The sequence below is a fragment of the uncultured Campylobacter sp. genome, from assembly GCF_938039245.1.
Taxonomy (GTDB): domain Bacteria; phylum Campylobacterota; class Campylobacteria; order Campylobacterales; family Campylobacteraceae; genus Campylobacter_A.
Genome location: NZ_CALHVN010000020.1, coordinates 52,794 through 79,651, shown reverse-complemented (window position 1 = coordinate 79,651; position 26,858 = coordinate 52,794). Strand labels below are relative to the sequence as shown.

Sequence of the window (26,858 nt, the reverse complement as noted above, 5' to 3'; positions counted from 1 at the left end):
TTTTATCCTTTGTAAATTTCGTCATAGCTGCGGTTTGGCGCTATGTCGATGATTTGTACGGGGCAAACCTCGGCGCACGCTCCGCATCCAACGCAGCCACGTTTAAATTCGGGCAAATTTCGCCCGTCGCTTTTAGCCATAGATATAGCGACGTCTCCGACGGGGCAGAGGCTAACGCACAGATCGCAGGGCTTATCCACGCTATTTTGGACGGCGTCTTTTACGGCTTGCTCGCGATCGTTGTAAATTTTGCGCCCTAGCATTTTCGTAATGCCGCTTAAATTTACGTTTTCGTTTTTATAAGCAAGACAGGCTTCATGCTCCCTTAGCACGCCAACGCCCATCTTTACGTCGCTGATTTGCGTCGTGGCGTGATCTAGCGCGCCGCTGGGACAGGCTAAAACGCAAGGAAAAAGGTCGCATAGATAGCAGCCTCGCTCGTGCGCGTTTATGTAGGACGTGCCGTTTGAGTAGCCCTGCGCGATGTCTAGTAGTCCGATGCTGTGATATGGGCAAACCTGCACGCACTGGCCGCATTTTATGCAAAGCGACTCGAAATTTTTAACGGCTCCGGGAGGCCGTAAAAAAAGCTCGTCCGCGCGCGTTTTGGGTAAAAAATATCCGATGCCGTAGCCTGCGGCCGCCGCGCCTGCCGTTAGAGCGATAAAATTTCGTCTATTCATAGCGCGACCTTTTGAGCGTTATTAGGGCGCATTTTTGGAGAGTCGTCTTCTAAAAGCTTAAGCGGCTCGGAAAAAGGCGCTAGCTTAGCTAGAAAATTTAGCCCGCTAATCACGGTCGAACCGTAAAAAAAGCGCAGAGCCGGATAATACTGCCAAAGCTTGTCGGCGTAAATAAAGTGCGAGTAGGGCGTGTCGCCGATGCCGTCGCGGTTTAGATCTAGTCCTTCGTATTCGTCGAAATAATTGCCGCTCCACTCGTTTAGCTCGATCTTTGAGCCAGGAGTATCGTTGATAGCCGTTTCCATATTGCCGATAAAATCGTTGCCCTTAAACACGCTTTTTTCCTGCGTCGCGTGCATTTGTAGCCCGATGACGTTGTATAAAATTTGATTATTTTCGATCAAATTTACGGTGCCCGGATTTAGCGGCGAGCGGTCGGAGTAGATGCCGCGCGAGTTATACAAAAAGGTATTTTCGCTCACGGTAAAGCCCGAGGTATCTTTTAGCGCGATACCCACGCCAAAGGCTCCGTTTGAGTTGATTATCACGTTTCGGCGCACGAGGGAATTCGTAGAAAACATAAAATACATCCCGACCGCGCCGCCGCTAAATTCGTTATCCTCGATGAGGTTGCCCGCCGAGTACATCGTGTGTACGGCGTAGCGGTTGTTTTGCCCGTAGTTCTTGCGGATTACGTTGTTGCTGGAAAACCACGCTACGATGTCGCGGCTGTTATAGACGTAGTTTTGCTCGATCAAATTTTCGTGCGAATACCATGCGCGCACGGCGTCTCCGCGTCTAGGCACGTCAAAGCCCTCTTTTGAAGTGATGTTGTTATCTCTTATCACGGCTTGGTTGCATTCTGATAGCTCGATGCCGAAAAGCACGTCTTTAAAGCGGTTTTTCTCGACTAAAATATTATTGCCCTTTGCGCAGCTTATGCCCGCATCTAGGTTCATCTGGCTCGTGCCGCTACCCTCGATGTTTAAATTTATAAGCTTTACGTTTTTTGCCGTTACTTTTATCACGCTTGATTTGCGGTCGCCTCGTATCACGGCGTTCTCGCCTTTGCCTATTATCGTTAGCGGCTTATCGACGATTATATTTCCCTCGTAAAGGCCGTCGTTTAGCCGCAAGATGTCGCCCGGTTCTGCAGCGTTTATGGCGTCTTGTAGCGGACCGGCGAAGGCCGTCAAATTTAGCGCGCAAAAGAGCAAAAGCTTAAATTTCATTTGGCTTCTTTGAGCTCTTTTTTCTTAGAAAATACGGCTAGGATGCAAAGCGCGCTCATAGCTATCATCACCCAAAATCCTATGCTAGGATACGAATGCGTCGTAAACTGCGCGACCTTGCCGTCGCCAAGCACGGTCGGCATAAAAGGCTTAATCTTAAACGCGCCCCACTCTTGCATATTGTGCCCGTACCAGTAAAGCCAGCCCGCAAACGCGCCCATAAAAAGCAGCGGAGCGATAGCGGGAAGCACCATGAGTAGGGAGTTAAATTTGCCGTCGTAGTACAAAAAGGCTAGCATGCAAAGCGTGGAAATAAGCAGATAATAAGGCGCGATCGCGCGCTCGACGTTGCCGCCGTGCTCCATCGGATACATGCCGATGTAGTGGTTTATGGTGTTCATCTCGTGCACGTCGCCGCCGTATCCGTCAACGTGAAAATAAACGGGGATACCGTCCGGAAAGGCGTCTTTTGGGTAGTTTGGCGCTTCAAGCGCGACGTACCAGATAGGAAAAGAGGGCGTGCCGATCTCGGCTTTTTGCTCGATCGCTTTTTGTAGGCTGGCTTTTACGTCGTCTGGCATCAAGTGATTTTTGTACTGAAACGAGGTGTAAAGGTCGTAAATTTTATACGAATACCCGGCAATCGGCTCGCCGGCTGCGATTTTAGCCTTCGCGCCGAACCATCCAAGGACCGGGATCGTAAAACAAACGGTCATCAAAACTAATGCGATAATGGTGTAAATTTGATACTTCTTCATCGTTTCTCCTTTATTAAATTTAAAAAATTTTTCGCGAAAGGCTTTTTAAATTTAACGAAAAAGGCTCGGATTACGCGCTCCGAGCCTTAAATTTAGCAGTTAAATTTGAGCCGCTAAGCTCAAATTTAGACTACATTCCCGCGTTTTCGTCGATCCATTTTAGGTATTCGATGATATCTTTGATCTCTTGATCGCTCATGTGCTGATTAGGCATTCTTAGGTTAAAGTAATCGATCATAGACTTGATATACTCGTCGCCGTAAAATTTAGACGGATCTTTGACAAAGTCAAATACCCATTTCTCGCCATTTTCGTGGCGTAAAAGAACGCCCGTTAGATCTGGGCCCGAGCTAACCTGACCGATGACGTGGCAAGCGTTGCAGCCGCCTTTTAGATATGCGGCTTCGCCTTTAGCAGCAGCCGGACTCATAGGCGTAGCGATCTCTTTAGCGAGGTTGTTTTTGGCTCTTAGGCCGACGTCCGCGGTTTTAACCATATACTGCCATACTTGGTACTCCCAAAGTATCGCGCCGTTTACGTCGCCTTTTTTATAGGCTTCGTCGGCTTTTGCTTTAGCCTCGGGGATTTTGCCGTATTGATCCAGCGCGTCGGTGACTAGCTCTTTTACCTTAGGATATTTTTCGTAATGCTTTTCTTTTAGGTAAGCCACTACGCTTTGGATAACTTCGTCGGTAGCTTTATTCGTAGCGATTACTTTATCGTATTCGGCTTTTAGAGCTTCTGGGCTTAGGGTTTTTAGCCTATTTGCTTTTGCCGATTCGTATTTTTTGTTCGGATCTTTAACTAGCAAATAGCCCATCATCTCAAGGTGCAATGCAGAGCAAAATTCGGTGCAGTAGTAAGGGAATACGCCCTCTTCGTCCGCTACGAAATTTACGGTTGCGGTTTTACCCGGCTCTAAAGAGGCGTGGATGTTGTAAAGATCGACCGTAAAGCCGTGAGTCTCGTCCTGTGCGCGCTCTAGGTTTGTTAGGTGGATGGTTACGTTGTCGCCTTTATTTACCTCGATGTGCTCAGGATTGATGTGGCTTCTGATCATCGTAGCGTATACGGTTACGTTTTTGCCGTTGCGCTCGACTCTTTCTTGTCCGGCAAGAGTTACAAACGGACTTTCTTTGCCCGTGCGAGAGTTTGTTCCCATGGCGTAGGTGGTAGCCGGTTTTAGCTTGCTAGCCTCGATAGATATAACGTCGTGAGGCTCGCCAAGAGGTATAGGCATATCGTATAAAAGCTCCATCTTAGCGCCCGTAGTGTCGATTAGCTGGTGGTTTTGCGGGTGAAGAGGACCTACTGGGTTAAAGCGGTCGATTGATAGCTTATCAAGAGCGATTACGTATTTGCCCTTAGGTTTGGCCGATTTTCCCTCCATCGCGTCTAGGTGTCCGATGTTGTAGTGGACGTTGATCCTATCTAGGACTTTTAAATTTTTATAGTCCCATTTTACGATCTGGCTATCGACGTAAAGCGAGGTATAAAGTACGCCGTCTTGCGCGTCAAATGCCGTGTGTAAAGGTCCAAGGCCGAGTTCTACTTGTCCGTGTAGGGTCTTTTGCAAATCAAGAATCGGTATGCCGTAAGAGTCGGTGCCGGCAAATTCTTTTTTGTCGATTAAATTTTTGATCTTTCTAAAGTCAAAAACCGTAGCGTGCGTATCTAGCTTACCGCCGATAACGATATATCGGCCGTCCGGGCTAACGTCTACGCCGTGCGGGCTCTTTGGCTCTGGGATCAAAAATAGCGCGCCGGCTTTAACTGCAGCGTCTATGGTAACTACTCTGTGGCCGTTTATCTCTCTGTAGTTTTTCTTATCCTGAGCTAGTTTTTCTAAAATTTGCCAGTTATAAACGTGCAAATAGTCAGTATCGTTTCTGCTTGCGCCCGCTTCAAACGGAGGCAAGCCTTTTTCGATACCTCCGGTGTACATCTCTGAGTTTATGGAGTTAGAAAACGCCCAGCCGAAGCTCTCGCCTTTACCTGCGTCGCTTAGATCTTGCCAATACGGAGGAAGCTCAAGCGAGAAGGAAGCTTTCTCGTCTATCCTGCCTTTTGGATAGTCGAATTTCCAAAACGTTACCGCGCCGCGGTACGCGCTTTCGTACTCGTCTATAGAGTGGTAGCCGTTATCTAGCGGAGCCGCGTACTGCGCCGCTTCGATGACGTATTCGCTATTTGGAGTGATGAAGCTGCCGCCGTGTTCGCTTTTTACGATTGGATTAACGACGATTTGCGTAGTTTCAAAATCGTGCAAATTTATAACCGCAATGCGAGGATTGGCTTTGTCGTTGATGAAAAGATAATCGCCGACGTATTCGCCGTTTTTTTCGGTTAGAGCAGGGTGGTGAGTATCGCCCCACGAAAGCTCCTTGCCCCTAATCGCGCCGCTTTTTAGGATGGCCTTAGACTCCTCGTCAAAGCCGTACCCCTGCCAAGGCTCGGGCGTAAAGACGCCGATAAATTTGTAAATCCTCATCGAAGGTACGCCGTAAACCATCACCTGTCCGCTTTGGCCTCCCGAGGAAAAGACGATATAATCGTCCTTCTTGCCGCTTGGCTGATACGTTTTAGCAGCCGCTAGGACGTCTTTTTCCGTTAGCCCGCGCGCTTTCATGATAGCTTGCAAGTCGCTATCTGCCGCGCACGCGCTGCTAACTGCAAACGCCATACACGCCGCCGCAACGATGCCTGAACTAAAAATTTTGTTCATTAAAAATCTCCTTTCTTAAGATTTTATTTATAAATTTTAATTTCGCCGTTTATGCTTACGGTTATTATATCCTCATTATTATTAAAAACGCTTATTATCGCATCCGAATTTTTCCCGAGCTTTTCTATATCCGTAAAATTTGCGCTTGCGCGCCAAACCTCGCCATTATCAAGGCCGATATAAATTTTATTCCGCACGGATAGCAGGCTTTTTATCCGTAGATTCGAGATTTTATAAATTTTTGCATTTAGGCTTTTTGGGGCGATCTCGCGCGTATTTGTATTTGCCGATGGTTTCGTATCTAAAAAATTTACGCTCGTTTTTTTGCGCGACAAATTTACGTCCGCTTCGTTTTTTGCGGTTTTATCTGCTAAATTTGCCCCAAATTTATCGCCGTATGCTTGCGGCAAAACCGCGTTTTGGCTTAAATTTACGTCCGTCTTATCCGCCGCATTTGCTTTAGAGCTTCCTTGAGCGGCTTTGTCTTTAGCTGCGCTTAACGGCTTTTTGTTTAGCGAATTTACCGTGCTTGTTTGCGCCGTTTTTGGGTCTATACTCTCGCTAGGGGCTAAATTTTCCTCGGCTTTAAATTTTACGCTCGCTATCTCTCCGCTAGCTAGCCCTAAAAGCATATCTTGGCCCGCCTGCGCCGCGCTTAAGGCTACCGCATTTAGTTTGCCATGATTTTTTACCTCCATCGAGGTCAAATTTAACCTAAAAACCGACCTATCCCAGCCGGTTATTACGGCGGCGCCGTTTATGATTTCGCAGGTTGCTACGCGGTATACGCCGCTAAGGCACGCGACGGAGAGCTTTTTGGCGGACGGATCGTAGACGAGGAAGATATTTTCTCCCGCCACGGCGTAAAATTTACCGCCTGATATGCTTAGATGCGTTATGCGCGTGTCAAGACCGAGACTTGAGACGTCAAGCGCTACTTCCCTGGAGTTTAAATCCTTGCTAAATTTAACGATTATTCCACTAGAAAGCCCGGCATATAGCTCGCCCGCGCCAAAAGCAAGCGAGGTTATCTCGTCTGCGGCCAAGGTTGTCTGCGCACTTGGTCGCAGATTTGCCGCATCGATGATTTTTAGCTCGTTTGCCGCGTCGTATAGGGCTATTTTTCCGCCGTTAAGTTCGCTAAAGGCATAGCTTTTTACGTCGGTGCTAGGCTCAAAACCGTAGCTTGCCGAGATTAAAAATAGTAGATAAAAAACGCTCGCTAGCGTGCGTGGGTTCAAATCGTTCCTTCTTCGAAATTTAATGAAACTATACAGCGGGCGAGCTTAAAAAAATATTGACTTAAATCAACTTTCGTAATAATTTGATATATAAAAATGAATTTGCGTTATAACGTAACACGGGATTTGTAAAATCGCGAGCCGTTATTTTTCTAAATTTTCCAACGTTTTTTTGATATTTTGCGGTGTTAAATTTGATATTTCGGTTACGAATTTGCCGTTTTTGTCTAGTACGTATAGCGAGGAGCTGTGCGCGACGGAGTACTCCATGGCAGATTTTTCCAGTAGGACTTTTTGGTATTTTACGCCGTAGTTTTTAGCAACCCCCGGTAGGTCGTTTACCACTACGCCGTATGAGTTCGGATAAAAGTATTTTGCGTATTCGTCCACGTTTTTTGGCTCGTCGCGCTCCGGGTCGAGAGTGACGAAAATCACGACGATATCGTCTCTTTTAAGCTCGTTTAACACGCCGCTTAAGATACCTAAAGTCGCGGGGCAGACGTCGGGACACGAGGTGTAGCCAAAGTAAATAATCTTATTTTTACCCTCAAAGCTCTTTAGGCTCACTGCACCGTTTGCGCCCTTGCCGGTAAAATCATAATTTTTTTGACCCTCGGCGACGTTTGCGCTTTGGTCGTTAGGGGCGTATTTGTTTGAGTAGAGTGCGAGATAACCTGCGCCAAGAACCGTTAAAATCAGTATAACTGCGATAATAAGCTTTTTCATCATCCGCCCTTTTAAGTAAATTTTGCGTCTATTGATGCAAGTCGAAGTCTATATAAAGCCCGCTTCTTTTGCCGTTTTCCAGCACCTCGAAACGGTACCTCATGATGTTTATCAGGCATGCGCTTAGCACGACGTTTGAGACGTAGGCGTTATCGCGCTTTTCGACTTCGGCCTTTATTACGCCCATATCCATGTTTACGCCGTGGATCTCGAGGCTCGGGTTTTTAAACCCTTCTAAGCCCTCGATGCGCACGATCGTGGGCTGCATCGTGTAAACGGGCTTTGGCGAGAGGCTAAATTTAACCGTCTTGCCGCGAAACTCCACGCCGCAGGAGTGCTCTGTGTTCATATCGCAGGGAAGCGGAGTTAAATTTGCCCCCACGTCCTCTGCGCTTAAAAAGTCCTCTTGCGCTTGCGGTTTAAAAAACAGATACGCCGAGGTCGCAAAAACCCCGACTAGCGCAACCAAAACGATGAGAAATTTTTTCATTATAAAATTTTAATGCGCATGTCCGGAAGTTTCTAAATTTTTAACCGGTATGTCGATCACTTCAACTATTCTGCCGTCGCTAAATTTAAGAGTTAAATTTACTTTATCGCCCGCTTTCATTGGCTTTTTTACGTCCATTAGCATTATATGAAGGCCGCCTGGTTTTAGGCTCACCGACCCCTCAGCCGGTACCTCTATACTATCTATTTGTACCATTTTCATCATCCCGTTTTCATGCTTATGCGTGTGAAGTTCGGCGCTTTGAGAGGCATCCGTGCTTGCGCTTATTAGTCTTACGGCTTTTGGCATATTGTTTGTGATATCCATAAAGACTGCGCTGTTTTTGACGTTTGGCGGAGTGGCTTTGGCGTATGCGTTATCCGCACTGATAAGAACGTAATCAGCAAAGCAAAAAGATGCTGACAATGCAATGGCAAATGCAACTAATTTCTTCATTTTCTTTCCTTTTTTGAGAATTTATTTCACTTTTGGTGTGATTTATCATATCCCTTTGTAGCTTAAAATTTTATTTTTTTAAAATTTAAGCCAATTAATAATATAATCCAAGCTCATTTTGAAACACGGATTGAAATTTTGTTTAAAAATTTGATTGTATTTTTCATTTTTTCTATTTTATCCTCTCAAATTTTAGCCGCCAAGGTTCTAGCGGACGCAAATTCGAGGGATGCTAAATACTGGCTGGAAAAGCTAGACGCAGCCGATGTCAGGTACGGCTACTACGAGGCTAAAACCAAAATCATCGTCATAAATAAAGCGCAAAAAACCCTACAAAGCTTCGAGTATGCAGGCGGTGCGCTGGAGCAAATTTTTTCGCAAAGCGTGATAACGGGCAAAAGCGGAGATAAATTTAAAGAAGGCGACCTAAAAACGCCGGTCGGGGTTTACGACGTCACGGATAAATTTACGCCGCCCGATCACTTTTACGGGCCGCTTGCGATGTCGCTATCGTACCCAAACGCCCACGATAAGGCCGCACAAAAAACCGGCGGAGGCATCTGGATACACGGACTGCCGATGAAAGGCAAGCGCGAGGACGAAGTAAAAACGCGCGGTTGTGTGGCGTTTAACAACGATGCGCTGATGAAATTCGGCCGACTGATCGGCAGCAAGGGCGTCGTGATAATCAGCGAAAACCAGAAGGTAGACGCCAGCAAAGACGACATAGCGCGCGTACTGGCGCATCTGCACGAGTGGCTGCAGGCGTGGCGAGATAACGAAACTAAAATTTACCTGGGCTTTTATGCGGACGAATTTGTAAAAATAGACGGCAAAAATGCGCTAACGAGGGCTAAATTTGCCGAAAATAAAAAGAGAATTTTCGCGCTAAACGAAAAAAAGAGCATAAAAGCTTCAAATTTTAGCGTGACGCCGTACCCGAACACTAAAGGGCAAAATCTTTTTAGAGTAGTTTTTGACGAGGATTATGCCGCGCCCAGTCACGAATTTAAAGGAAAAAAAGAGCTCTACGTGCGGCTAGATAAAGATAAATTTAAAATCTTAACGGAGAAGTAAATGCAAGAAAAAAAAGAAATAGTAAAAAATCAAATCGAGGAAATTTTAAAGGCTAGGAGCGAGTTTTTCGCCGAGCTAGACCGCCAAGTGCCAAAGGTTGCGGGCACGGACGTGTTTGACTTTACTGCGGTCAAAGAGGCCGATCTAAAGGCGCTTTACGCCAAATTTTACGCTTATGATTATAATATCAGAAAGCTGCTTCCTAACGTTTACGAGGCGTTTGGCGTAAATTTCAATGTCTGAGCTCGTTTTAAACAGATCCGCCTACATCCATAATCTAACTAAAATTTGCGCCAAAGCCGGCGGCAAAGATCGCGTGATCTTGGTGCTAAAAGACAATGCCTACGGGCACGGAGCGGCGCTTGTGGGGCGCGAGGCGGCAAGCTACGGCATCAAATTTTGCGCGGTCAAAAACGAAGCCGAGGCACGCGAGCTAGAGCCCTTTTTCGAGCATATTCTCATCCTTTCGCACATTCCGCACGGCGGCGAGAGCGAGCGATTTATCTATGCGGTAAACGACATTTCGCTGATTGCTAAATTTAAAAAAGGCGCGCGCGTTCATATCGCCGTCGATACGCTCATGCACCGAAACGGCGTCGCGGTGGGCGAAGTGCGTGCGGCGTGCGAGGCGGCTTTGGCGCACGGACTGCAAATTTGCGGAGCATTTACGCATTTTAGAAGCGCTGAAGAGCTTAGTAGCGATTATTTCGTGCAGAGGCGAAATTTCTCCGCGGCAAAAGCCGTAGTGCGCGAAATTTGCGGCGAGGGTTTGGTCTTTCACTCGCACAACTCCGCTGCGACCGAGCGCTTCGGCGAGCTAGCGGACGAGTGCGTGCGCGTGGGCATCGCAGCCTACGGCTACGCACAGTTTGACGAGAGCTTAGGGCTAAAGCGTGTGGCGTCGCTCTGGGCGCATAAGGTTAGCGGCAGAGTGCTAAAAAAAGGACAATGCGCGGGCTACGGCGCTAAATTTTGCGCAAACGAGGATATGCAAATCGCCGTTTACGACCTAGGCTACGGAGACGGATTGCTACGATACGCGGGCGATGGCGAGCTAAAGACTGCCTGCGGACGGCGGTTGCTCGGTAAAATGTCGATGGATAGCTTTTGCTGCGAAGACGCGGGCGATAAAATTTGCGTATTTGACGATGCTAGCGTTTGGGCGGATTTTTTCGGCACGATCAGTTATGATATTTTGACGAAACTTTCGCCCAATATCTCAAGGCGGTTTGAGTAAAACTCCTCGCAAGTTCGCTTGAGCGTGCAGGCGGTAAGCTCTGCGCGCATAACTAGTGGCAAAAGTTAGCTTTCCAAATTTATGAGCTTAGTTTGCAATTTTTAAAAGCGTAAATTTGTCGTCTTATTCAAATTTACGCCGAATTTTGCCTAAGCGTCAAGTTCGTTAAATTTTGCTTGCCGATTTGTAGCCCGCCATATTAGCAAGTAAAGCATTTTATATTTTAAGAGTTACCGTATTTGTCCTTATGTCTCTATGCCTGCGTTTTTAATTCGGATTTGTGGTAAAACCGGAGGAAATTCTAGCCGCGGCTAAATTTTCGTAGCGGCGTCAAATTTACGCTGTGTTGGCGCGAGCCGCATTTTGCAAAAACCGAAGTGGAGCATTTGGCTAATTATTTAAATTTACTTCAAAATATCCCCAAGCGCGGTTTTTAGATCGTTAAATTTAAAGCCAAATCCGCTTTTTATCAAGGCTTGCGGATAGACTTTTGCTCCTTCAAGCAGTACGCTTGATCCCTCGCCTAGCATCAAATTTAGCACAAATTTAGGCACTTTAAAAAACGTCGGTCGCCCTAAAACCTCGCCTAAAATTTGAGTAAATTCGCCGTTTGTACTAGGGCTTGGCGAAACGAGATTAAAAACGCCGCTTTGACGGTTTTGCAAGGTAAATTTAAACGCCTCTAGTAAATCAGCGATGTGAATCCAGCAAAACGCCTGCTCGCCGCTACCGAGCTTTCCGCCAAGACCTAGCCTAAATACGGGCAGCATCTTAGCTAGCGCGCCGCCTCGACCTAGCACCACGCCTAGGCGAAATATCGCCGTTTGCGTCCGCGCTTTGGCGGCCTCGCTCTCCCACTCGCATGCTAGCTCGCCCAAAAATCCGCGGTCAAATTTGACCGAGCTCTCGTCGTGGCCAAGGCCGTTTTTGTAGATGCCCACAGCCGAAGCGCTGATGAAAAATGGCGGATTTTCTAGCTCGTTTATAGCGCAAGCCAGTGCTCGCGTCGTATCTATCCTGCTTGCGCGAAGGTGCTTTTTGTAGGCCTCGCTCCACCTTGCGGCGATAGAAGCGCCGGCTAAATTTATAACCGCATCGCAGCCGCCGATGAGGTCTTTGAGTGCGTCTTTGTCTGCGTAGGCGGCTCTCGGTATAGCTACGACCTCGTGACCTTCGGCTCTAAAAAATCTGCAAAGCTCGCCGCCGATAAATCCGCTCGTGCCGTTTATCGCGATATTCATATTTTGCCTTTGTTTTTATAATGTTTAAAACTTATCCGTGAGTCGTTTATAAATTTGCTAGCTTTGAGAGCAAATTTGCGTGGCACGGATAGGCAAATTTTACTTCATAAATTTAAATGCTTTGCTTGGCAGATAATTTTATTTACAAGTGCTTGCAGTCTCTTATCTGCTCGTGCTTACTTTAAATTTACCGCTATGGCGTGAGTGTAAATGGCAGACTTGCTTAAAAATTTTTGGATTTGTGATATTTGGCTTTTGTGCCTTGTAAGGCATTTTAAATTTATCAGCTAAAACGCCGTTTGTGAAATTTAGTAAGCAAATTTATGATATGAAGACAATAGGCAAAATATGCGCGGTGTTTTGGTGATAAGAACGAAAGAAAAACGGTAAATTATTGCTTAAATTTAATAAAATCTCATCCTTTTAAAAATTTTAAATTTTCCATTAGTTATCATAGAATTAAGCCAAAATTTTAAAGAAAAAAAATAAAATATCAAACATTTTTTTAAAGGATTTTGATATGAAAAAGGTGTTTTTGGTGCTTTTGGCTTTTGTTTGTTTTGGATATGCTGAGGATAAAGCGCCTTTTAGTGTTGAAGTTGAGCAAATGATTCGTTATGGAGAGTTTGATAACACGCGATATTTGCGGTTGTATATTACGGCTTTGCAAGATGGCGTCAAGCTAAAAGACATTGTTGTAAATAGGGGAAATTGTGCGGATGGTAAGAGGGAAAATTTAAATATCGACATGAAATATGCACAAGAATTTCAAATGGATATTTTTGGGTGTAGGAAAATTTTAGAAGTTGAGATAACGACAGAAAAGAATGGAGGCTGGACTTTTAGCTTTCAATAAGTTGCAATTTATGGCTTTATTTTAATAAAGTGCTAATTCTTAAAATTTAGCGTAGTTAAATTTGGCTCTGTTAAAATATTTCATTAATTTTTAGTTTTCAAAGCAGGGAAATAGCATCCCTGTAAAAACCTTGCTAGCAAGCTTATCACCGCCGATTTTTTGCTTCGTAGCTTTTCAAGACACTTCGCTATCGTTCGTGCCCCTTTGTTTGCAGTTGCAAGACAAAGTTGAAGTAAAAAAAATTAGGGAAGCCCGCAAGGGCTCGGTAGTTTTTTACTCGGTCGCTTTGCTTCCCTTAGAAATGCCCCTTCGGGTCGCTATGCTCATTTTGCGAAGCAAAAAGATTTCTTGAAATACTGTTTGCGCCAGCTTGCCCTTTGGAGTAAGTGAGAATTTTCTACTTCGCGTTGCTTACTCAAACGCTGGTCGCGTTTTCCTCAATGGGACGTTCAACAATGCCCCACGACTACAAAGCAGAAGAAGTGTCAGCTCACCCTTTGGAATGAGCAAGATTTGTGAAGCAGATGTTTATGATGGGACAATTAATCTTAGTTAAATTTAATCAACTTCGCGAGAGCGTTAAATTTAACATTTAAATCGTATTCTAAAATTTCATCAACACAAAATCACAAATTTTATTCAAATTTCACCGCAACCAAAGCCAAATTTTACCCGACTCAAAATTTCATCTGATTTAGCCGCGCGATGCGCTCATTCGTGCTCGGGTGCGTGCGAAATAGCGAGCCCAGCGCGCTTTTTACGCCGCTAAAAGGATTGATGATAAACATATGTGCGCTTTGTTCGTCGGCGTTTGCCATCACGCGTCCGCGCGCGTAGTCCTCGAGCTTTCGTAGTGCGCCGGCTAGGTGCTGGGGTTTACCAGTTATCATCGCAGCGCCCCTGTCGGCCTCAAACTCCCGCGCCCGCGAGATCGCCATGCGTATGATCGTGGCGGCTAGCGGCATGATGACGGCTAGGGCGATTAACATTAGCGGATTTTGCTTGCCTTGACGATTCGCCGCGCCAAACTGCGCGAAATTCGCCAGTATCGCGATCGCGCCCGCAAACACAGCCGCGATAGAGCCCGTTAGGATGTCATAGTGGCGCACGTGGCTTAGCTCGTGAGCCAGTACACCCTCGATCTCGTCTTTGTTTAGTATATTTAGCAGTCCCTCAGTCACGGCTACCGCGGCGTGGCTCGGGTTGCGACCCGTGGCGAAGGCGTTTGGTACGGATTCTGGGATGATGTAGATCTTTGGCATCGGCAAATTTGCCTTCGCGCAAAGCTCGCGTACGATCTGATAAAGTCCCGTCGCGTGCGCCTCGTCCACGGGCACGGCTTGGTAGTGCTTTAGCACGAGGGTGTCCGAGAAAAAATACGAAAAGAAATTCATCCCAAGCGCAATCAAAAATGCCACCAGCATGCCGCTAGTGCCGCCTATGGCGCCGCCCACGGCTACGAAAAGCAGCATCAGCACGGTCATCAAAAATGCGGTTTTAAAAAGTTCCATTTGTTTCCTTTACTCGTAAAAATTTTACAAAAATATCTCGCCGCCGTCTTTTATCTTTTTTATGAGGGCAAAAATATCTCGCTCCGCTATGCGCATCGGAGCCGAGCCTAGCGCGCCTAGATCGTTAAAATAAATCGCATCGTCCGAGTTTAACTTTATAAAAAATCCAAGGTCGCCGTCTTGACCTATCATATAAAAATTTGGCTCGTAAAGCGCCACTTCGTACGTTTCGTTTTGCTCGGCTAGAGCTGCACGCCCGTGTATAGATACACACCTGCGCCCATTTCGTTAAAAACGTCTATGCACTCTTCGTCGCCGAGATCCTCTAAAAATTTTAGATATAGCGGCGGAAATTTTATCACCGTTTATCCTTGCCTATTACGGCGGTTTTAAATATCGCGGCGTCCGCTCCCGTCTCGCTAAGCGCGGCTAGCTCGTTTTGGCTCTCTATAATGACGCAAATTTGAGCGTCAAACAGATAATCTTGCGCCAGTTTTGCCGCTTTACCGGCAAGCTCGCGGGGCACGATGATAAATTTTGCTCCGGCTGCATTTGCGACGATGATCTCGTTTAGATTTTCAGCTTCGACGCTAAACTGGGCGCCAAGCTCCTGCGCGCGCTTTATCGAGGCTGCGTCAAATTTAAATAAATTTTGCTTGTCCGCTTCGATCTGCTGGGCATTCTCGCGCCAAAACAGCGGCTCATACGGCACTAGCTCGTGGCCGATTAATTGCATTTTCTACTCCTTTTTGCTTTGCATGCAGTCGCGGCAAACATATCCGCCGCCGCTTATTACGGCGTCTCTAGCCTCTATGAAGGTGCCGCACTTTTTGCATTCGACGAAATTTTCGGCATCTTTGTCCTCTTTTTTTGCGCCGCCTTTTACGCCTCTTTTGACGCGGGTTTTAAAAAATATCAAATAAATCGCGATTAAAACCGCAAAAAAAGCCAAAATTTTAAATAACATCGCCGCCCTTTATAAGTACGTAATTTCGGTTGCCGCGCCCGTAAATTTGAGCATTGAGCCCGTCTAGCTCGCTTTGCACACTGCTTCCTTTGTAGAGTAAAATTTGAGTTTGCGCGCCGAAAAACCCGTCGCAAATCCCAAGTAAATCTTTCGTTTTCATCAGCGCGCGGCTCGTGATTAGCTGCGCCGTAAAGGACTCGCCGTCCTCGATCTTGCAAGATTTTACACGGACGTTGGTTAAATTTAGCTCAGCCTTGACGTAGCTTAGAAACGCCGATTTTTTCGGACTAGGTTCAAAGAGATGCCACTGGCACTCCCTTAAAATCATGGCAAGAAATATCGCGGGAAAGCCAGCTCCGCTGCCGACATCAATCGCCGTTTCGGCGTCCAAAATCTGCGGGAAAATTTCAAGCGGAGCTATGCTGTCAGCGATCTGCTCGTTTAAATTTTTGTAGTTAGTTAGGCTGTGTACGCGGTTAAATTTAGCCAAAATCTCGCTAAATTTCGCCGTTTGCGCGTCAAAATCCCTCGGCAGGTCAATTTTCATCTAGCATATGCCCCATCTGCTCTTTTTTCACGCGCAGGTAGTTTTCGTTAAATTTGTTCGCGTGTATGACGATCGGTACGCGAGAGACGATCTGCACGCATTTTAGCCCCGACAGTTTTTTCGGGTTATTGGTTAGTAAATTTATCTTTTCGATACCGAAGTGCTTTAAGATAAAATCCACTATCTCGTATGTGCGCTCGTCGGCCTTAAAACCTAGCTGGTGATTTGCCTCGATGGTGTCAAGGCCCTCATCTTGCAGATGGTAGGCGTTTACTTTGTTTAGCAGACCGATATTTCGCCCCTCTTGGCGCAGATAGATCACCATGCCGCCGTGCTCTTCGATGTATTTTAGGCTGGCTTCCAGCTGGTCGCGGCAGTCGCATTTTAGGCTACCGATCGCATCGCCCGTTAGGCACTCAGAGTGGATGCGGACGTTTACGATCTCGCCGAAAGGTTTTTTATAAATCGCTAAATGTTCCTTCTCACCCTCCTTAAATGCCTTTATCTCAAATATCCCGAAACGAGAGGGTAAATTTGCCGTATTTGAAAGCTCGATATTCATAAAATTTTAACTCCTATTATGTTACACTAAGCGTAAATTGTAGCGAAGTAAAAGGAAAATTATGTTTAAACGTTTTAGAAGGCTCAGGATAAATCCCGCGTTCAGGGAGATGGTGCGCGAAACTAGCGTTTCGGCAAGCGATTTTATCTATCCGCTTTTTATCGTCGAGGGCAAAGGTATAAAAAAAGAGATAAGCTCGATGCCGGGCGTCTTTCAGATGAGTTTGGACGAAATTTTAAAAGAGTGCGAAATCGTGCGAAATTTGGGCATAAAAGCGGTTATTTTATTTGGAATCCCTAGCCTAAAAGATAGCGTAGGCAGCGACGCTCTGAGCGATGATGGCATCATAGCGACCGCGCTGCGAGCGATAAAGGATAAATTTGCAGATCTAGTCGTGATCACGGATCTTTGCTTTTGCGAATACACCGATCACGGCCACTGCGGTATCCTAGATCACGTCCACCAGACCGTCGATAACGACGCGACGCTGGAAATTTCCGCTAAACAAGCGCTGATCCATGCTAGAAACGGTGCCGATATGATCGCTCCAAGCGGTATGATGGACGGCATCATCGCTACCTTGCGCGGGGCGCTGGATGCGAACGGATATGAAAATTTGCCGATTATGGCGTATTCGACCAAATTTGCTTCGGCGTACTATGGGCCGTTTCGCGACGTCGCGGAAAGCGCACCGAGCTTTGGCGATAGAAAGAGCTACCAAATGGATCCCGCAAACCGCCTAGAAGCCGTGAGCGAGAGCCTGGAGGACGAGGCGCAGGGGGCCGATATCTTGATGGTAAAGCCCGCTCTTGCGTATCTAGATATCATCCGCGATCTGCGCGAGGCTACGAGGCTGCCGATCTGCGCGTACAACGTGAGCGGCGAATACGCTCTACTAAAAGCTGCGGCAAAAGCGGGCGTCATCGATTACGAGCGCGTGATGATGGAGACGCTAGTTGGGTTTAAGAGGGCAGGGGCGGATTTGATAATAAGCTATCATGCCAAAGAAGCCGCCGCTTTACTAAGAAAATAGCGGCTTGTCTTTTGAGTGCTTTTGAGAGAGATTTGAAATTTTAAGTCTGCGGCAGACTACTTGTCTAGCCTTGACTTAAAACTTCTGCACAACTCTCAAAATCATCTCAAAAATACTTCGCCTTGAAAAATTTGTGGGCAAATTTGGGAATAAGGGGGGCAAAATGCGACATTTTTTGACGCTAAACGACTTCGGTAAAGATGAAATTTTAGAAATGATAAATTTGGCGCGCAAGATAAAAAAAGAGGCAAAGGCGCGAGATTTCAAGCCGTATCTCAAAGATCAAAAACTGGCGATGATATTTGAGAAAAGCTCGACTAGAACGCGCGTAAGCTTTGACGTGGGGATGAACGAGCTTGGCGGACACGCGCTATTTCTTAGCTCGAGCGATATCCAGATCGGGCGCGGCGAACCGATAAAAGACACCGCGCGCGTGATCTCGCGAATGTGCGATCTCGTCATGGCTCGCGTAAATCGCCACGAGACGCTAGAAGAATTTGCTAAATTTAGCCGCGTGCCCGTGATAAACGGCCTTAGCGACAAATTTCACCCAGTGCAGCTGATGGCGGACTACCTCACGATGCTGGAATTTGATGCGGGCAAATGCGTAGCCTACGTCGGCGACGGCAACAACATGGCCCACTCGTGGCTGATGCTAGCTAGCAAGCTAGGTTTAGAGCTAAGAATCGCAATGCCCGCGGGCTACGAGCCAAACGGCGAAATCTTAAATTTAGCGATGAAAAACGCGCAAATCTCGGGAGCTAAAATTTATCTAACTCATGACGTAAAAGAAGCCGTCTCGGGCGCCGACGTCGTCACTACCGACACCTGGGTCTCGATGGGGCAAGAGGCGGAAAAAGAAAAACGCCTGAGGGATTTTGCCGGATTTTGCGTGGATGAAAATTTGATGGAATTAGCCACGCCCGGCGCGATATTTTTGCACTGCTTGCCGGCCTACCGCGGATACGAGGTGAGCGAGGCAGTGTTTGAAGCGCATGCGGATGAGATTTTTGCTGAAGCCGAAAATAGGCTGCACGCGCAAAAAGGCGTGATGGTGTGGCTTGATAGGCAGCGAAACGGGTAAGTTAAGGAAGTAAATGAAAGAAAAAAATCTACAAAAAACATACGAAAAAATCGACGAAATTTCGGGCGAGCTTGGGATAAAAGAAGGCGAGAAAACGATATTTGAGATCGTGCCGACAAGCGATCCGAGTCAAATGAGCCTCAGCCTAAAAAGCGGCTCGTGGGACGGGGTGGAGCCGTGGTTCGGTATTGACGAAAATCAAAATTTGCACACGATGGTTTCGTTAAAATCGCTCTCGCAGCTCATCGAAGCCTACCGCAACGTCCAAAAGGAAAATTTCGAGCTAAGGCTTGAAAAGACGATCTGGCAAAACGTGCCGATAGATTTTGCAGACGTTTGGGTCGTGGCGATGGACGAGATACGCAAGATCGCCGCAAAAAGCAAAAAGAAAAAAAGCATTGACGTAAATTTGGAAAAACTGGTAAAGGATATCAAAAAGCAGTATCCAAATTTATTCGTCGATATGCAGAATATAATGAAAAACGCGAGGAATAAAACGCTATGATAGATTTTGACGCTTACGTGAAGTATTCGCGCCCGGGACCGCGCTATACGAGTTATCCGACCGCGCCCGAGTTTAGCGATAAATTTAGCTACGAGGACTATCTAGCCGAGCTAAAAAACCGCGACGTCTCGCGCCCGCTTTCGCTTTATTTGCACCTGCCGTTTTGCCGCAGCGCCTGTTATTTTTGCGGTTGCAACGTGATTTATACGAGCAAAGAGGACCGCAAAACGCGCTATATGCAGTATCTGCAAAAAGAGCTCGATCTACTAGCGGCGAACCTCGACGCGAGCGCGCCGGTGCTACAAATGCACTTTGGCGGCGGCACCCCGACGTTTTACGGCGCGGATCAGCTTGATGAAATCATAAAAATGATAAAGGCTAAATTTAAAAATTTCTCGCCAGAGGCTGAAATCAGCTGCGAAATCGACCCAAGATTTTTAACTCGCGAGCAGCTTGACGTGCTCGTCTCTCACGGCTTTAACCGCGTTAGCTACGGAGTGCAGGACTTTGACGAGCGCGTGCAAAAGGAGATCCACCGCATCCAGCCCTACGAGATCACCAAAAACGCCGTGGATATGGCGCGCGCTAAAGGCATAAACTCGATAAATATGGACCTGATCTACGGCCTGCCGTATCAGACGATTGAAAGCTTTAAAGCGACGCTGGATAAGGCCCTGACGCTGTCTCCCGACCGCCTAGCGGTGTTTAACTACGCGCACGTGCCGTGGATAAAAAAATCTATGCGTAAATTTGACGAAGCTACGCTGCCTAGCCCCAAAACCAAGCTTGAAATTTTAAAATACACGGCCGAGTTTTTTATCAAAAACGGCTACAAAATGATCGGCATGGATCACTTTGCAAAGCCTGGCGACGAGCTTTTCGGCGCGCTTGCTAACGGCACGCTTCATCGCAACTTCCAAGGCTACACGACCAAGGGCGGAGCCGATCTAATCGGCATCGGGCTAACTAGTATCGGCGAGGGGCAAAGATACTACGCGCAAAATTTCAAGGACATGGACGAATACGAAAAGGCCCTAGATAGCGGTGTTTTGCCGTACTGCAAGGGCATTTATCTAAACGAAGACGATCTAATCAGAAAAGCAGTTATAATGAGCCTGATGAGCAACTTTGCGCTTGATATCAAGGCGGTCGAGGCTAAATTTGACATCAAATTTTTCGAGTATTTTAAGGATGATTTGGTCGAGCTTGAAAATTTGAGCGAATTTGTAACCGTAACGCCAGAAAAAATCAGCGTAAACGAGACAGGCACGCTGATCATACGAAATATCGCGATGTGTTTTGACGCGTATTTGAAAAAAATACCTGAAAATTTACGCCGATTTTCAAAAACGGTTTGATGGGCGGACATGTTTAAATTTAGCGAAATTTCAGATAAATGCGTAAAATGCGGCAAATGTATCCAGGTCTGCACGATCCACAAGATAAACTCCGACGAAACGACCTCTCCGCGCGGTTTTTTAGACCTAGTAGGTGCTTACGAGCGCGGCGAGCTAAAGCTTGATAAAAACGCGAAAAGTATCTTTGAGAGCTGCTTTTTATGCACGAGCTGCGTCGAGGTCTGTCCAAACTCCTTGCGCGTGGATACGGCGATAGAAAACGTCCGACGCGATATCGCGGAAAAATTCGGCATCGCGTGGTACAAAAAAGCGTTTTTTTGGCTACTGCGCCACCGCGCGGTGATGGATGTTTGCGCGAGGCTGGGATATGTGTTTCAAAGCTGCGCGTTTAAGATCCGCGAAGGCGCAATGAGCCCGAGGTTTAGCCTGCCGATGGTGAAAAAAGAGCGGCTTTTGCCCACTGCTAGCAAAAAGAGCTTTTTAAACTCGCACGCCGAGTTTATCGATAACGGCGGAGCTAAAACTATCGGAGTTTTTATCGGCTGTATGGGAAACTATGCATATACGGGCATCGGCGAGGCTTTGGTTAAGATAGCGCGCGAGCTTGGGCTAAATTTAAATTTGATGAAAAAGCAGGCCTGTTGCGGCGCGCCGGCGTATTTCACGGGGGATTTTGCGACGGTCGAGGTTTTGGCAAAGCGAAATATCGAGTATTTCGAAAAAATGCTGGACGCACTTGACGCTATCATCGTGCCCGAGGCGACCTGTTCGGCGATGATAAAGATCGACTACGAGCATTTTTTTCACGCGGACGAGCAGTGGCGAGAGCGCGCAAAAGCAGTGAGCAAGAAGATATTTTTAGCGACGGAGTATTTTGAAAAATTTACGAATTTGGCTGAAATTTTGGTAAAAAAGGGCAAAAATTTAGCCTCCGTAACCTATCACGACCCTTGTCACGCTAGAAAAATGCAAGGCGTCTTTAAAGAGCCTCGCAAACTGCTCGCTCAAAACTACGAAATAACCGAGATGAGCGATCCAAACGAGTGCTGCGGTTTTGGCGGAGTGACGATGCAGGCTGAAAAATATCACCTAAGCCGCGCGGCCGGACAAAGAAAATCGGAGATGATAAAAAAAACGGGCGCAAAGATCGTAAGCGCGGAGTGTAGCGCCTGTAAAATGCAAATTTCAAATGCGCTGCATATAGACGGCTCAGACGTGAAATGCGAAAACCCCATCGAGCTAATCGCAAAAGCGCTGGGGTAGGGCGCTCGGTCAAATTTATCGCAATTTTATTCATTGTCGTATATAATCCAAAACAGTTAAATTTGCTGCAAGCAAAAAGGAGAAGCATGAAAAAAATCGTCGTTGTTTTTTTATTGCTTTGCAGCGTTTTACTCGCAAATAGCGAATATAATATCTTCGTAAGCGCATTCGGCGACGACGTAACGCAAGAATCCATAGAACGCGAGCGAGCCGATATAGAGCGTAAAGTCGCTAAGATAGACGGCGTAAAAGCCGTAGTTAGCGGTAGATTCGGCAGGTACCGCTCTATAGCGGTCAAAACGCGGGCTATGAATAAAAACGATATTAAGGTTCTGACGCAAAAGATTAAGGCGGCCGGATTTAAAGAGGCTTATGCGCTAGTCGCTAAGGAAGACGAGGTTCAAACCGGTATCGTAGAGCAAAAATCAAGCGAGGAAAGGCCGCCTACGAAACCACGTTCAAAACTTAGAAAAGATTTAAAATTTAAAGAAGCTCCAGAGCCTATGGGCTAAAAAAATTACGAACCAAAGGCATGTTTTTATAAAAAAAATGTAAAACACGACTATTTTTTGCAAAAGTCTTGACTTTGAGAAGAAATTGGGCTATAATCCAACTTTCACAAATCAGGATGCTGGTGTAGCTCAGTTGGTAGAGCTACTGCCTTGTAAGCAGTGGGTCGGCGGTTCAAGTCCGTTCACCAGCTCCATTTCATAACAGTGTTTGACCAGAAATACCATTAAGCATTTATAATTTAAAATTAATTAGGGTGAGATACTCAAGTGGCCAACGAGGGCAGACTGTAAATCTGCTGACTATGTCTTCCGTGGTTCGAATCCACGTCTCACCACCATGCTATATGCGGGAGTAGCTCAGTTGGCTAGAGCATCAGCCTTCCAAGCTGAGGGTCGCGGGTTCGAGCCCCGTTTCCCGCTCCAGAATTTTGGAAATGAAGCTGGGAGCTGTAAAATGATAAAAGTCTCTATAAATTTTTATACATTTGCTGTAGCTCTATTTTTAATTTCCTTTTAGTTGTTTATGTTTTTATATTATCTCTTATGCCAAGCGATATTACGCTCATATGGCTCAGAGGTAGAGCACTTCCTTGGTAAGGAAGAGGTCGCGGGTTCAAGTCCCGCTATGAGCTCCATGGTTTTAGAGAAATTAGACATAAATTTGAATTAAAAACAAATCATTACGGAGGAAGAGATGGCAAAAGAAAAATTTTCACGTAACAAGCCACACGTAAACATTGGTACTATCGGTCACGTTGACCATGGTAAAACAACATTGACAGCTGCGATTTCCGCTGTTCTTTCAAGAAAAGGTCTTGCAGAGCTAAAAGACTATGATAATATCGATAACGCTCCTGAAGAAAAAGAGCGCGGCATTACCATTGCTACTTCTCATATTGAGTACGAGACTGAAAATCGCCACTATGCACACGTTGACTGCCCAGGCCACGCCGACTATGTTAAAAATATGATTACAGGTGCGGCTCAAATGGACGGCGCTATCCTAGTTGTTTCTGCTGCTGACGGTCCGATGCCTCAAACCAGAGAGCATATTCTACTATCTCGTCAAGTAGGCGTTCCTTATATCGTTGTATTTATGAATAAGGCTGATATGGTTGACGACACGGAGCTTCTTGAGCTAGTCGAGATGGAAATTCGTGAGCTTCTAAACGAGTACGACTTCCCTGGTGACGATACTCCAATCGTAGCAGGCTCGGCTCTACAAGCTCTTAATGAGGCTAAGGCTGGAACAGACGGCGAATGGTCTGCAAAGGTTCTTGAGCTTATGGCTAGAGTTGATGAGTATATTCCAACTCCAGTACGCGCAACAGATAAAGATTTCTTGATGCCTATCGAGGACGTTTTCTCTATTTCCGGTCGCGGTACGGTTGTTACCGGTAGAATTGAAAAAGGTGTGGTAAAAGTAGGCGATACCATCGAAATCGTAGGTATTAGACCAACTCAAACTACTACAGTTACCGGCGTCGAGATGTTTAGAAAAGAGATGGATCAAGGTGAAGCAGGCGACAACGTAGGCGTTCTTCTAAGAGGTACAAAAAAAGAAGATGTTGAGCGCGGTATGGTTCTTTGCAAACCTAAATCAATTACTCCTCACACTAAATTTGAGGGCGAAGTTTATATTTTAACAAAAGAAGAAGGCGGACGTCATACCCCATTCTTTAACAACTATAGACCGCAGTTCTATGTAAGAACGACTGACGTTACAGGTTCTATCACTCTTCCAGAAGGAACAGAAATGGTTATGCCTGGTGACAACCTAAAGATAACTGTTGAGCTTATTGCGCCAGTTGCTCTTGAAGAGGGAACTCGCTTCGCGATTCGTGAAGGCGGTAGAACAGTCGGCTCAGGCGTTGTTTCTAAGATTCTAGCATAATTTAATTTTATATTTTGGCGGAGTTTTTCTCCGCTTTTTTGAAGGGAATTTATGGCAAAAGGTAACAGAATAAAAGTTGGTCTTAAATGTTCTGAATCAGGTGATATAAATTATACTACGGTAAAAAACAGTAAAACAACAACTGAAAAATTGGAACTAAAAAAATATTGTCCAAGACTAAAAAAACATACCATTCATAAAGAAGTAAAATTAAAGAGCTAAGGCTTTTAGGGCAATAGCTCCAACGGTAGAGCGCTGGATTCCAAATCCAATGGTTGGGGGTTCGAATCCCTCTTGCCCTGCCATCAAAAGGTTAAAAATGGAAAAAATAATAAGCTATATTAAGCTTTCTTGTGCGGAGATTGAAAAGGTAATTTTTCCACTCAAAGAGCAAATCAGGAATGCTTTTATAACGGTTTTTGCTGTAGTAGCTATTGTCTCACTTTTTTTAGCTCTTGTTGACGTCATTATGTCTTTTTCTGTTTCAAAGCTTATTTAAGGTTGAATGTATGGCACATAAATGGTATGCAATTCAAACTTATGCCGGTAGCGAAATGAGCGTAAAAAGAGCTATTGAAAATTTGGTTAGAGATAATCACATTGAAGAACAACTAAAAGAAATTATAGTTCCTACTGAAGACGTAATAGAAATAAAAAATGGTAAGAAAAAAATAAATGAGAGAAGTCTTTATCCTGGATATGCTTTTGCGTATCTTGATTTAGATACTGCTCTTTGGCATAAGATACAATCTCTTCCTAAAGTAGGTAGATTTATAGGTGAGGCTAAAAAGCCTACGCCTTTGAGCGAAAAAGACATTAATTTAATTCTGGAAAAGGTTCAAAAACGTGCTGCTCCTAAGCCAAAGATTTTCTTTGATAATGGTGAAAATGTTCGTATTACCGAGGGACCTTTCGCAAATTTTACCGGAATAGTAGAAGAGTACGATATGATACACGGCAAGTTAAAGTTGAATGTTTCAATATTTGGTAGAAGTACTCCAGTTGAAATTTTGTATTCACAAGTTGAGAAGATAGTATAAGGAGAAGTTTATGGCTAAAAAGGTTGTAGGCGAAATTAAATTACATATTGCTGCTGCAAAAGCAAATCCGAGTCCTCCGGTAGGTCCGGCTCTTGGTCAGCAGGGTGTGAATATTATGGAATTTTGCAAAGCTTTTAATGAAAGAACTAAGGATATGGCCGGATTTAGAGTACCGGTCGTTATTACAGTATATGCAGACAAAAGTTTTACTTTTATCACAAAACAGCCACCTGCAACGGATCTTATCAAAAAAGCTGCAGGCATAGAAAAAGGTTCGGATAATCCGTTAAAAAATAAAGTGGCTAAGCTTACAAAAGCTCAGGTGCTCGAAATTGTTGAGAAAAAAATTGCCGATTTAAATACTAAAGATAGGGAGCAAGCAGCTAAAATTATTGCTGGTTCAGCTCGTTCAATAGGTATTACGGTAGTAGATTAATCCTTTTACCACATAAGGGTTTTGTTGAAGTTAAATTTATGGCACGCGTTAATACCTAATTTAGCGCGTGTATTTTAAACTTAGCAATGTGGAAGCATAAAAATTATAAATGCGGAGAAATCAATGTCAAAAAAAACTACAAAAAGATTTAGTAAGCTGCTTGAAAAAGTTGATGCTACTAAAAATTATTCTTTAGCTGAGGCTATTGATACTATAAAACAATTAAAAAGCGCAAAATTTGACGAAACCGTTGAAATTGCTTTGAAACTTAATGTTGACCCAAGACACGCAGATCAAATGGTTAGAGGCTCGGTTGTACTTCCTGCAGGAACCGGCAAAACTGTTCGCGTAGCTGTTATAGCAAAAGATGCAAAAGCTGACGAAGCAAAAGCTGCCGGCGCCGATATAGTCGGTAGCGATGAACTTGTCGAAGATATCCAAAAAGGAATTATGAATTTTGATGTTCTTATTGCTACTCCAAATTTAATGGGACTAGTCGGTAAAGTAGGACGAATTTTGGGACCAAAAGGTCTTATGCCAAATCCAAAAACAGGCACTGTTACTATGGATGTAGCTCAAGCGGTCAATAACGCAAAAAGCGGTCAAGTTAATTTCCGTGTAGATAAGCAAGGAAATATACATGCCGGTCTCGGTAAAGTTAGCTTTTCAAAAGAGCAACTAAACGATAACATTTCAACCCTTATTAAAGCGGTAAATAGACAAAAACCTGCAGCAGCAAAAGGTAGATACATTAAGAGTGCTGCTTTATCGTTAACTATGAGCCCTTCTGTTCTACTCGAGACTCAAGAGCTTATGGATCTACGCTAATTTTTAGCTAATAAATTTTTATCTTAGATTGGAGATAGCAGAGGCTTTTGCTTAATCGCGCTTTTATGCCGCTCTGCTTGAAATCACTAGTCGGAAAGGAGAAAAACTAGATGACGAGAAATGAAAAATCTGAAATAATCAGTAAACTTGAAGCTGAATTTAAAGAAAATGAAGCGATTATAGTTTGCGATTATCGCGGTCTTAGCACTAAAAAGCTAGAGGCCTTGAGAGATGCGGCTAGGGTTTTAAACGTAAAAGTTCAAATCGTAAAAAATACTCTTGCAAATATTGCTCTTAATAATATCGGAAAATCCGGTATGGTTTTGAAAGATACTAATATCTTTATCTGGGGCGATCAGCTTTCAGCTACTAAAGTTGCGGCTAAATTTGAAGAAACAAATAGCGAACTATTCAAAATTAAGACCGCTCATATTGATGGCGAAGTTGCAAGCGTCGAGAAAGTCAAGGCTCTATCTAAGATGCCTAGCCGTGATGAGTTGCTTGCGATGCTTTTGCAAGTTTGGAATGCGCCTATCCAAAATTTCACTATTGGACTAAATGCGCTTAAAGAGAAAAAAGAAAAATCAGCATAAAAG

32 protein-coding genes and 5 tRNA genes are annotated in these 26,858 nt (G+C 45.2%); 22 read left to right on the top strand and 15 right to left on the bottom strand.

Annotated features, from left to right (window positions below; all coding sequences use genetic code 11):
* Positions 1-2: 2 nt before the first annotated feature.
* The 8 genes from Q0218_RS03505 to Q0218_RS03470 all read right to left on the bottom strand — a co-directional run bounded on the left by Q0218_RS03505 (position 3) and on the right by Q0218_RS03470 (position 8,311).
* On the bottom strand, positions 3-683 hold the full coding sequence (locus Q0218_RS03505) for a 4Fe-4S dicluster domain-containing protein (RefSeq protein WP_297966260.1): 681 nt from the start codon (positions 681-683) through the stop codon (positions 3-5).
* Entirely contained in the window at positions 680-1,915 is a 1,236-nt protein-coding gene (locus tag Q0218_RS03500) for a nitrous oxide reductase family maturation protein NosD (protein ID WP_297966258.1), read from the bottom strand. Before Q0218_RS03500 ends, Q0218_RS03505 begins: the two co-directional genes overlap by 4 nt.
* Complete coding sequence (locus Q0218_RS03495; RefSeq protein WP_297966256.1) at positions 1,912-2,673, bottom strand: cytochrome C; 762 nt, start codon at positions 2,671-2,673, stop codon at positions 1,912-1,914. The genes Q0218_RS03500 and Q0218_RS03495 overlap by 4 nt, the downstream gene beginning before the upstream one ends.
* 130 nt (positions 2,674-2,803) lie before the next feature.
* Complete coding sequence (gene nosZ / locus Q0218_RS03490; protein WP_297966254.1) at positions 2,804-5,398, bottom strand: Sec-dependent nitrous-oxide reductase; 2,595 nt, start codon at positions 5,396-5,398, stop codon at positions 2,804-2,806.
* 23 nt (positions 5,399-5,421) lie between these two features.
* Complete coding sequence (locus tag Q0218_RS03485) at positions 5,422-6,639, bottom strand: hypothetical protein (protein ID WP_297966252.1); 1,218 nt, start codon at positions 6,637-6,639, stop codon at positions 5,422-5,424.
* Between the two features lie 144 nt (positions 6,640-6,783).
* Positions 6,784-7,365, bottom strand: coding sequence for an SCO family protein (locus tag Q0218_RS03480; protein ID WP_297966250.1), 582 nt, complete (start codon positions 7,363-7,365; stop codon positions 6,784-6,786).
* A gap of 28 nt (positions 7,366-7,393) precedes the next feature.
* On the bottom strand, positions 7,394-7,855 hold the full coding sequence (locus Q0218_RS03475; RefSeq protein ID WP_297966248.1) for a hypothetical protein: 462 nt from the start codon (positions 7,853-7,855) through the stop codon (positions 7,394-7,396).
* Between the two features lie 9 nt (positions 7,856-7,864).
* Positions 7,865-8,311, bottom strand: coding sequence for a copper chaperone PCu(A)C (locus Q0218_RS03470; RefSeq protein ID WP_297966246.1), 447 nt, complete (start codon positions 8,309-8,311; stop codon positions 7,865-7,867).
* Between the two features lie 138 nt (positions 8,312-8,449).
* On the opposite strand from Q0218_RS03470, the gene Q0218_RS03465 reads away from it, so the two are divergent.
* The 3 genes from Q0218_RS03465 to Q0218_RS03455 are packed head-to-tail and all read left to right on the top strand — an operon-like array spanning position 8,450 to position 10,625.
* On the top strand, positions 8,450-9,388 hold the full coding sequence (locus Q0218_RS03465; protein ID WP_297966244.1) for a L,D-transpeptidase family protein: 939 nt from the start codon (positions 8,450-8,452) through the stop codon (positions 9,386-9,388).
* Positions 9,389-9,631: a CmeU family protein gene (cmeU, locus tag Q0218_RS03460; RefSeq protein WP_297966242.1), complete on the top strand. Its 243-nt coding sequence runs from the start codon at positions 9,389-9,391 to the stop codon at positions 9,629-9,631.
* Entirely contained in the window at positions 9,624-10,625 is a 1,002-nt protein-coding gene (locus Q0218_RS03455) for an alanine racemase (protein ID WP_297966241.1), read from the top strand. The genes cmeU and Q0218_RS03455 overlap by 8 nt, the downstream gene beginning before the upstream one ends.
* Positions 10,626-11,029: 404 nt before the next feature.
* Here the strand turns inward: Q0218_RS03455 and Q0218_RS03450 are convergent, their stop codons facing one another.
* Complete coding sequence (locus tag Q0218_RS03450; protein WP_297966239.1) at positions 11,030-11,866, bottom strand: TIGR01777 family oxidoreductase; 837 nt, start codon at positions 11,864-11,866, stop codon at positions 11,030-11,032.
* A 520-nt stretch (positions 11,867-12,386) separates the two neighbouring features.
* On the opposite strand from Q0218_RS03450, the gene Q0218_RS03445 reads away from it, so the two are divergent.
* Positions 12,387-12,722: a hypothetical protein gene (locus Q0218_RS03445; RefSeq protein ID WP_297966237.1), complete on the top strand. Its 336-nt coding sequence runs from the start codon at positions 12,387-12,389 to the stop codon at positions 12,720-12,722.
* A 677-nt stretch (positions 12,723-13,399) separates the two neighbouring features.
* Here Q0218_RS03445 and htpX read toward each other — a convergent pair.
* From htpX to ribA, 6 genes are all read right to left on the bottom strand, one after another.
* Positions 13,400-14,233 (bottom strand): zinc metalloprotease HtpX, encoded by an 834-nt coding sequence (htpX, locus tag Q0218_RS03440; protein ID WP_297966236.1) that lies wholly within the window; start codon positions 14,231-14,233, stop codon positions 13,400-13,402.
* 24 nt (positions 14,234-14,257) lie between these two features.
* On the bottom strand, positions 14,258-14,452 hold the full coding sequence (locus Q0218_RS03435; RefSeq protein ID WP_297966234.1) for a hypothetical protein: 195 nt from the start codon (positions 14,450-14,452) through the stop codon (positions 14,258-14,260).
* 139 nt (positions 14,453-14,591) lie between these two features.
* Positions 14,592-14,969, bottom strand: coding sequence for a hypothetical protein (locus Q0218_RS03430; protein ID WP_297966232.1), 378 nt, complete (start codon positions 14,967-14,969; stop codon positions 14,592-14,594).
* Positions 14,970-14,972: 3 nt separating this feature from the next.
* Entirely contained in the window at positions 14,973-15,200 is a 228-nt protein-coding gene (locus tag Q0218_RS03425) for a PP0621 family protein (RefSeq protein WP_297966230.1), read from the bottom strand.
* Positions 15,190-15,747, bottom strand: coding sequence for a 16S rRNA (guanine(527)-N(7))-methyltransferase RsmG (gene rsmG, locus Q0218_RS03420; protein WP_297966228.1), 558 nt, complete (start codon positions 15,745-15,747; stop codon positions 15,190-15,192). Before rsmG ends, Q0218_RS03425 begins: the two co-directional genes overlap by 11 nt.
* Complete coding sequence (gene ribA / locus Q0218_RS03415; protein WP_297966226.1) at positions 15,737-16,309, bottom strand: GTP cyclohydrolase II; 573 nt, start codon at positions 16,307-16,309, stop codon at positions 15,737-15,739. The genes rsmG and ribA overlap by 11 nt, the downstream gene beginning before the upstream one ends.
* 61 nt (positions 16,310-16,370) lie before the next feature.
* Between ribA and hemB the strand changes: the two genes are divergently transcribed.
* The 18 genes from hemB (at position 16,371) to rplJ (ending at position 26,855) form a co-directional block, all read left to right on the top strand.
* Complete coding sequence (hemB, locus tag Q0218_RS03410; RefSeq protein WP_297966224.1) at positions 16,371-17,342, top strand: porphobilinogen synthase; 972 nt, start codon at positions 16,371-16,373, stop codon at positions 17,340-17,342.
* A gap of 163 nt (positions 17,343-17,505) precedes the next feature.
* Positions 17,506-18,426 (top strand): ornithine carbamoyltransferase, encoded by a 921-nt coding sequence (argF, locus tag Q0218_RS03405; RefSeq protein WP_297966222.1) that lies wholly within the window; start codon positions 17,506-17,508, stop codon positions 18,424-18,426.
* 13 nt (positions 18,427-18,439) lie between these two features.
* Positions 18,440-18,931, top strand: a complete 492-nt coding sequence (locus Q0218_RS03400) for a DUF2603 domain-containing protein (protein WP_297966220.1) — start codon at positions 18,440-18,442, stop codon at positions 18,929-18,931.
* The gene (gene hemN, locus Q0218_RS03395) at positions 18,928-20,289 is read left to right on the top strand and encodes an oxygen-independent coproporphyrinogen III oxidase (protein ID WP_297966219.1); all 1,362 of its coding nucleotides are present in this window, start codon (positions 18,928-18,930) and stop codon (positions 20,287-20,289) included. Before Q0218_RS03400 ends, hemN begins: the two co-directional genes overlap by 4 nt.
* A gap of 9 nt (positions 20,290-20,298) precedes the next feature.
* On the top strand, positions 20,299-21,552 hold the full coding sequence (locus Q0218_RS03390) for a (Fe-S)-binding protein (protein ID WP_297966217.1): 1,254 nt from the start codon (positions 20,299-20,301) through the stop codon (positions 21,550-21,552).
* Positions 21,553-21,638: 86 nt separating this feature from the next.
* Positions 21,639-22,064, top strand: a complete 426-nt coding sequence (locus Q0218_RS03385; protein ID WP_297966215.1) for a hypothetical protein — start codon at positions 21,639-21,641, stop codon at positions 22,062-22,064.
* A gap of 118 nt (positions 22,065-22,182) precedes the next feature.
* Positions 22,183-22,258 (top strand) — tRNA-Thr (locus tag Q0218_RS03380).
* 59 nt (positions 22,259-22,317) lie between these two features.
* Positions 22,318-22,402, top strand: a tRNA-Tyr gene (locus Q0218_RS03375).
* 8 nt (positions 22,403-22,410) lie between these two features.
* Positions 22,411-22,487, top strand: a tRNA-Gly gene (locus Q0218_RS03370).
* A 137-nt stretch (positions 22,488-22,624) separates the two neighbouring features.
* Positions 22,625-22,699: transfer RNA gene (locus tag Q0218_RS03365), tRNA-Thr, on the top strand.
* A 59-nt stretch (positions 22,700-22,758) separates the two neighbouring features.
* On the top strand, positions 22,759-23,958 hold the full coding sequence (tuf, locus tag Q0218_RS03360; RefSeq protein ID WP_297966213.1) for an elongation factor Tu: 1,200 nt from the start codon (positions 22,759-22,761) through the stop codon (positions 23,956-23,958).
* 51 nt (positions 23,959-24,009) lie between these two features.
* Complete coding sequence (gene rpmG, locus Q0218_RS03355; protein ID WP_034964152.1) at positions 24,010-24,180, top strand: 50S ribosomal protein L33; 171 nt, start codon at positions 24,010-24,012, stop codon at positions 24,178-24,180.
* Positions 24,181-24,187: 7 nt separating this feature from the next.
* A tRNA-Trp gene (locus tag Q0218_RS03350) sits at positions 24,188-24,263 on the top strand.
* A 14-nt stretch (positions 24,264-24,277) separates the two neighbouring features.
* A complete protein-coding gene (secE, locus tag Q0218_RS03345; RefSeq protein ID WP_297966211.1) occupies positions 24,278-24,457 on the top strand; it encodes a preprotein translocase subunit SecE in 180 nt (59 codons plus the stop codon).
* Between the two features lie 10 nt (positions 24,458-24,467).
* Positions 24,468-24,998, top strand: coding sequence for a transcription termination/antitermination protein NusG (nusG, locus tag Q0218_RS03340; protein WP_295142756.1), 531 nt, complete (start codon positions 24,468-24,470; stop codon positions 24,996-24,998).
* Between the two features lie 10 nt (positions 24,999-25,008).
* Positions 25,009-25,434, top strand: a complete 426-nt coding sequence (gene rplK, locus Q0218_RS03335) for a 50S ribosomal protein L11 (RefSeq protein ID WP_295142754.1) — start codon at positions 25,009-25,011, stop codon at positions 25,432-25,434.
* Positions 25,435-25,557: 123 nt separating this feature from the next.
* Positions 25,558-26,262, top strand: coding sequence for a 50S ribosomal protein L1 (rplA, locus tag Q0218_RS03330; protein WP_295142751.1), 705 nt, complete (start codon positions 25,558-25,560; stop codon positions 26,260-26,262).
* Positions 26,263-26,372: 110 nt separating this feature from the next.
* Positions 26,373-26,855, top strand: coding sequence for a 50S ribosomal protein L10 (rplJ, locus tag Q0218_RS03325; RefSeq protein WP_297966208.1), 483 nt, complete (start codon positions 26,373-26,375; stop codon positions 26,853-26,855).
* Positions 26,856-26,858 lie beyond the last annotated feature (3 nt).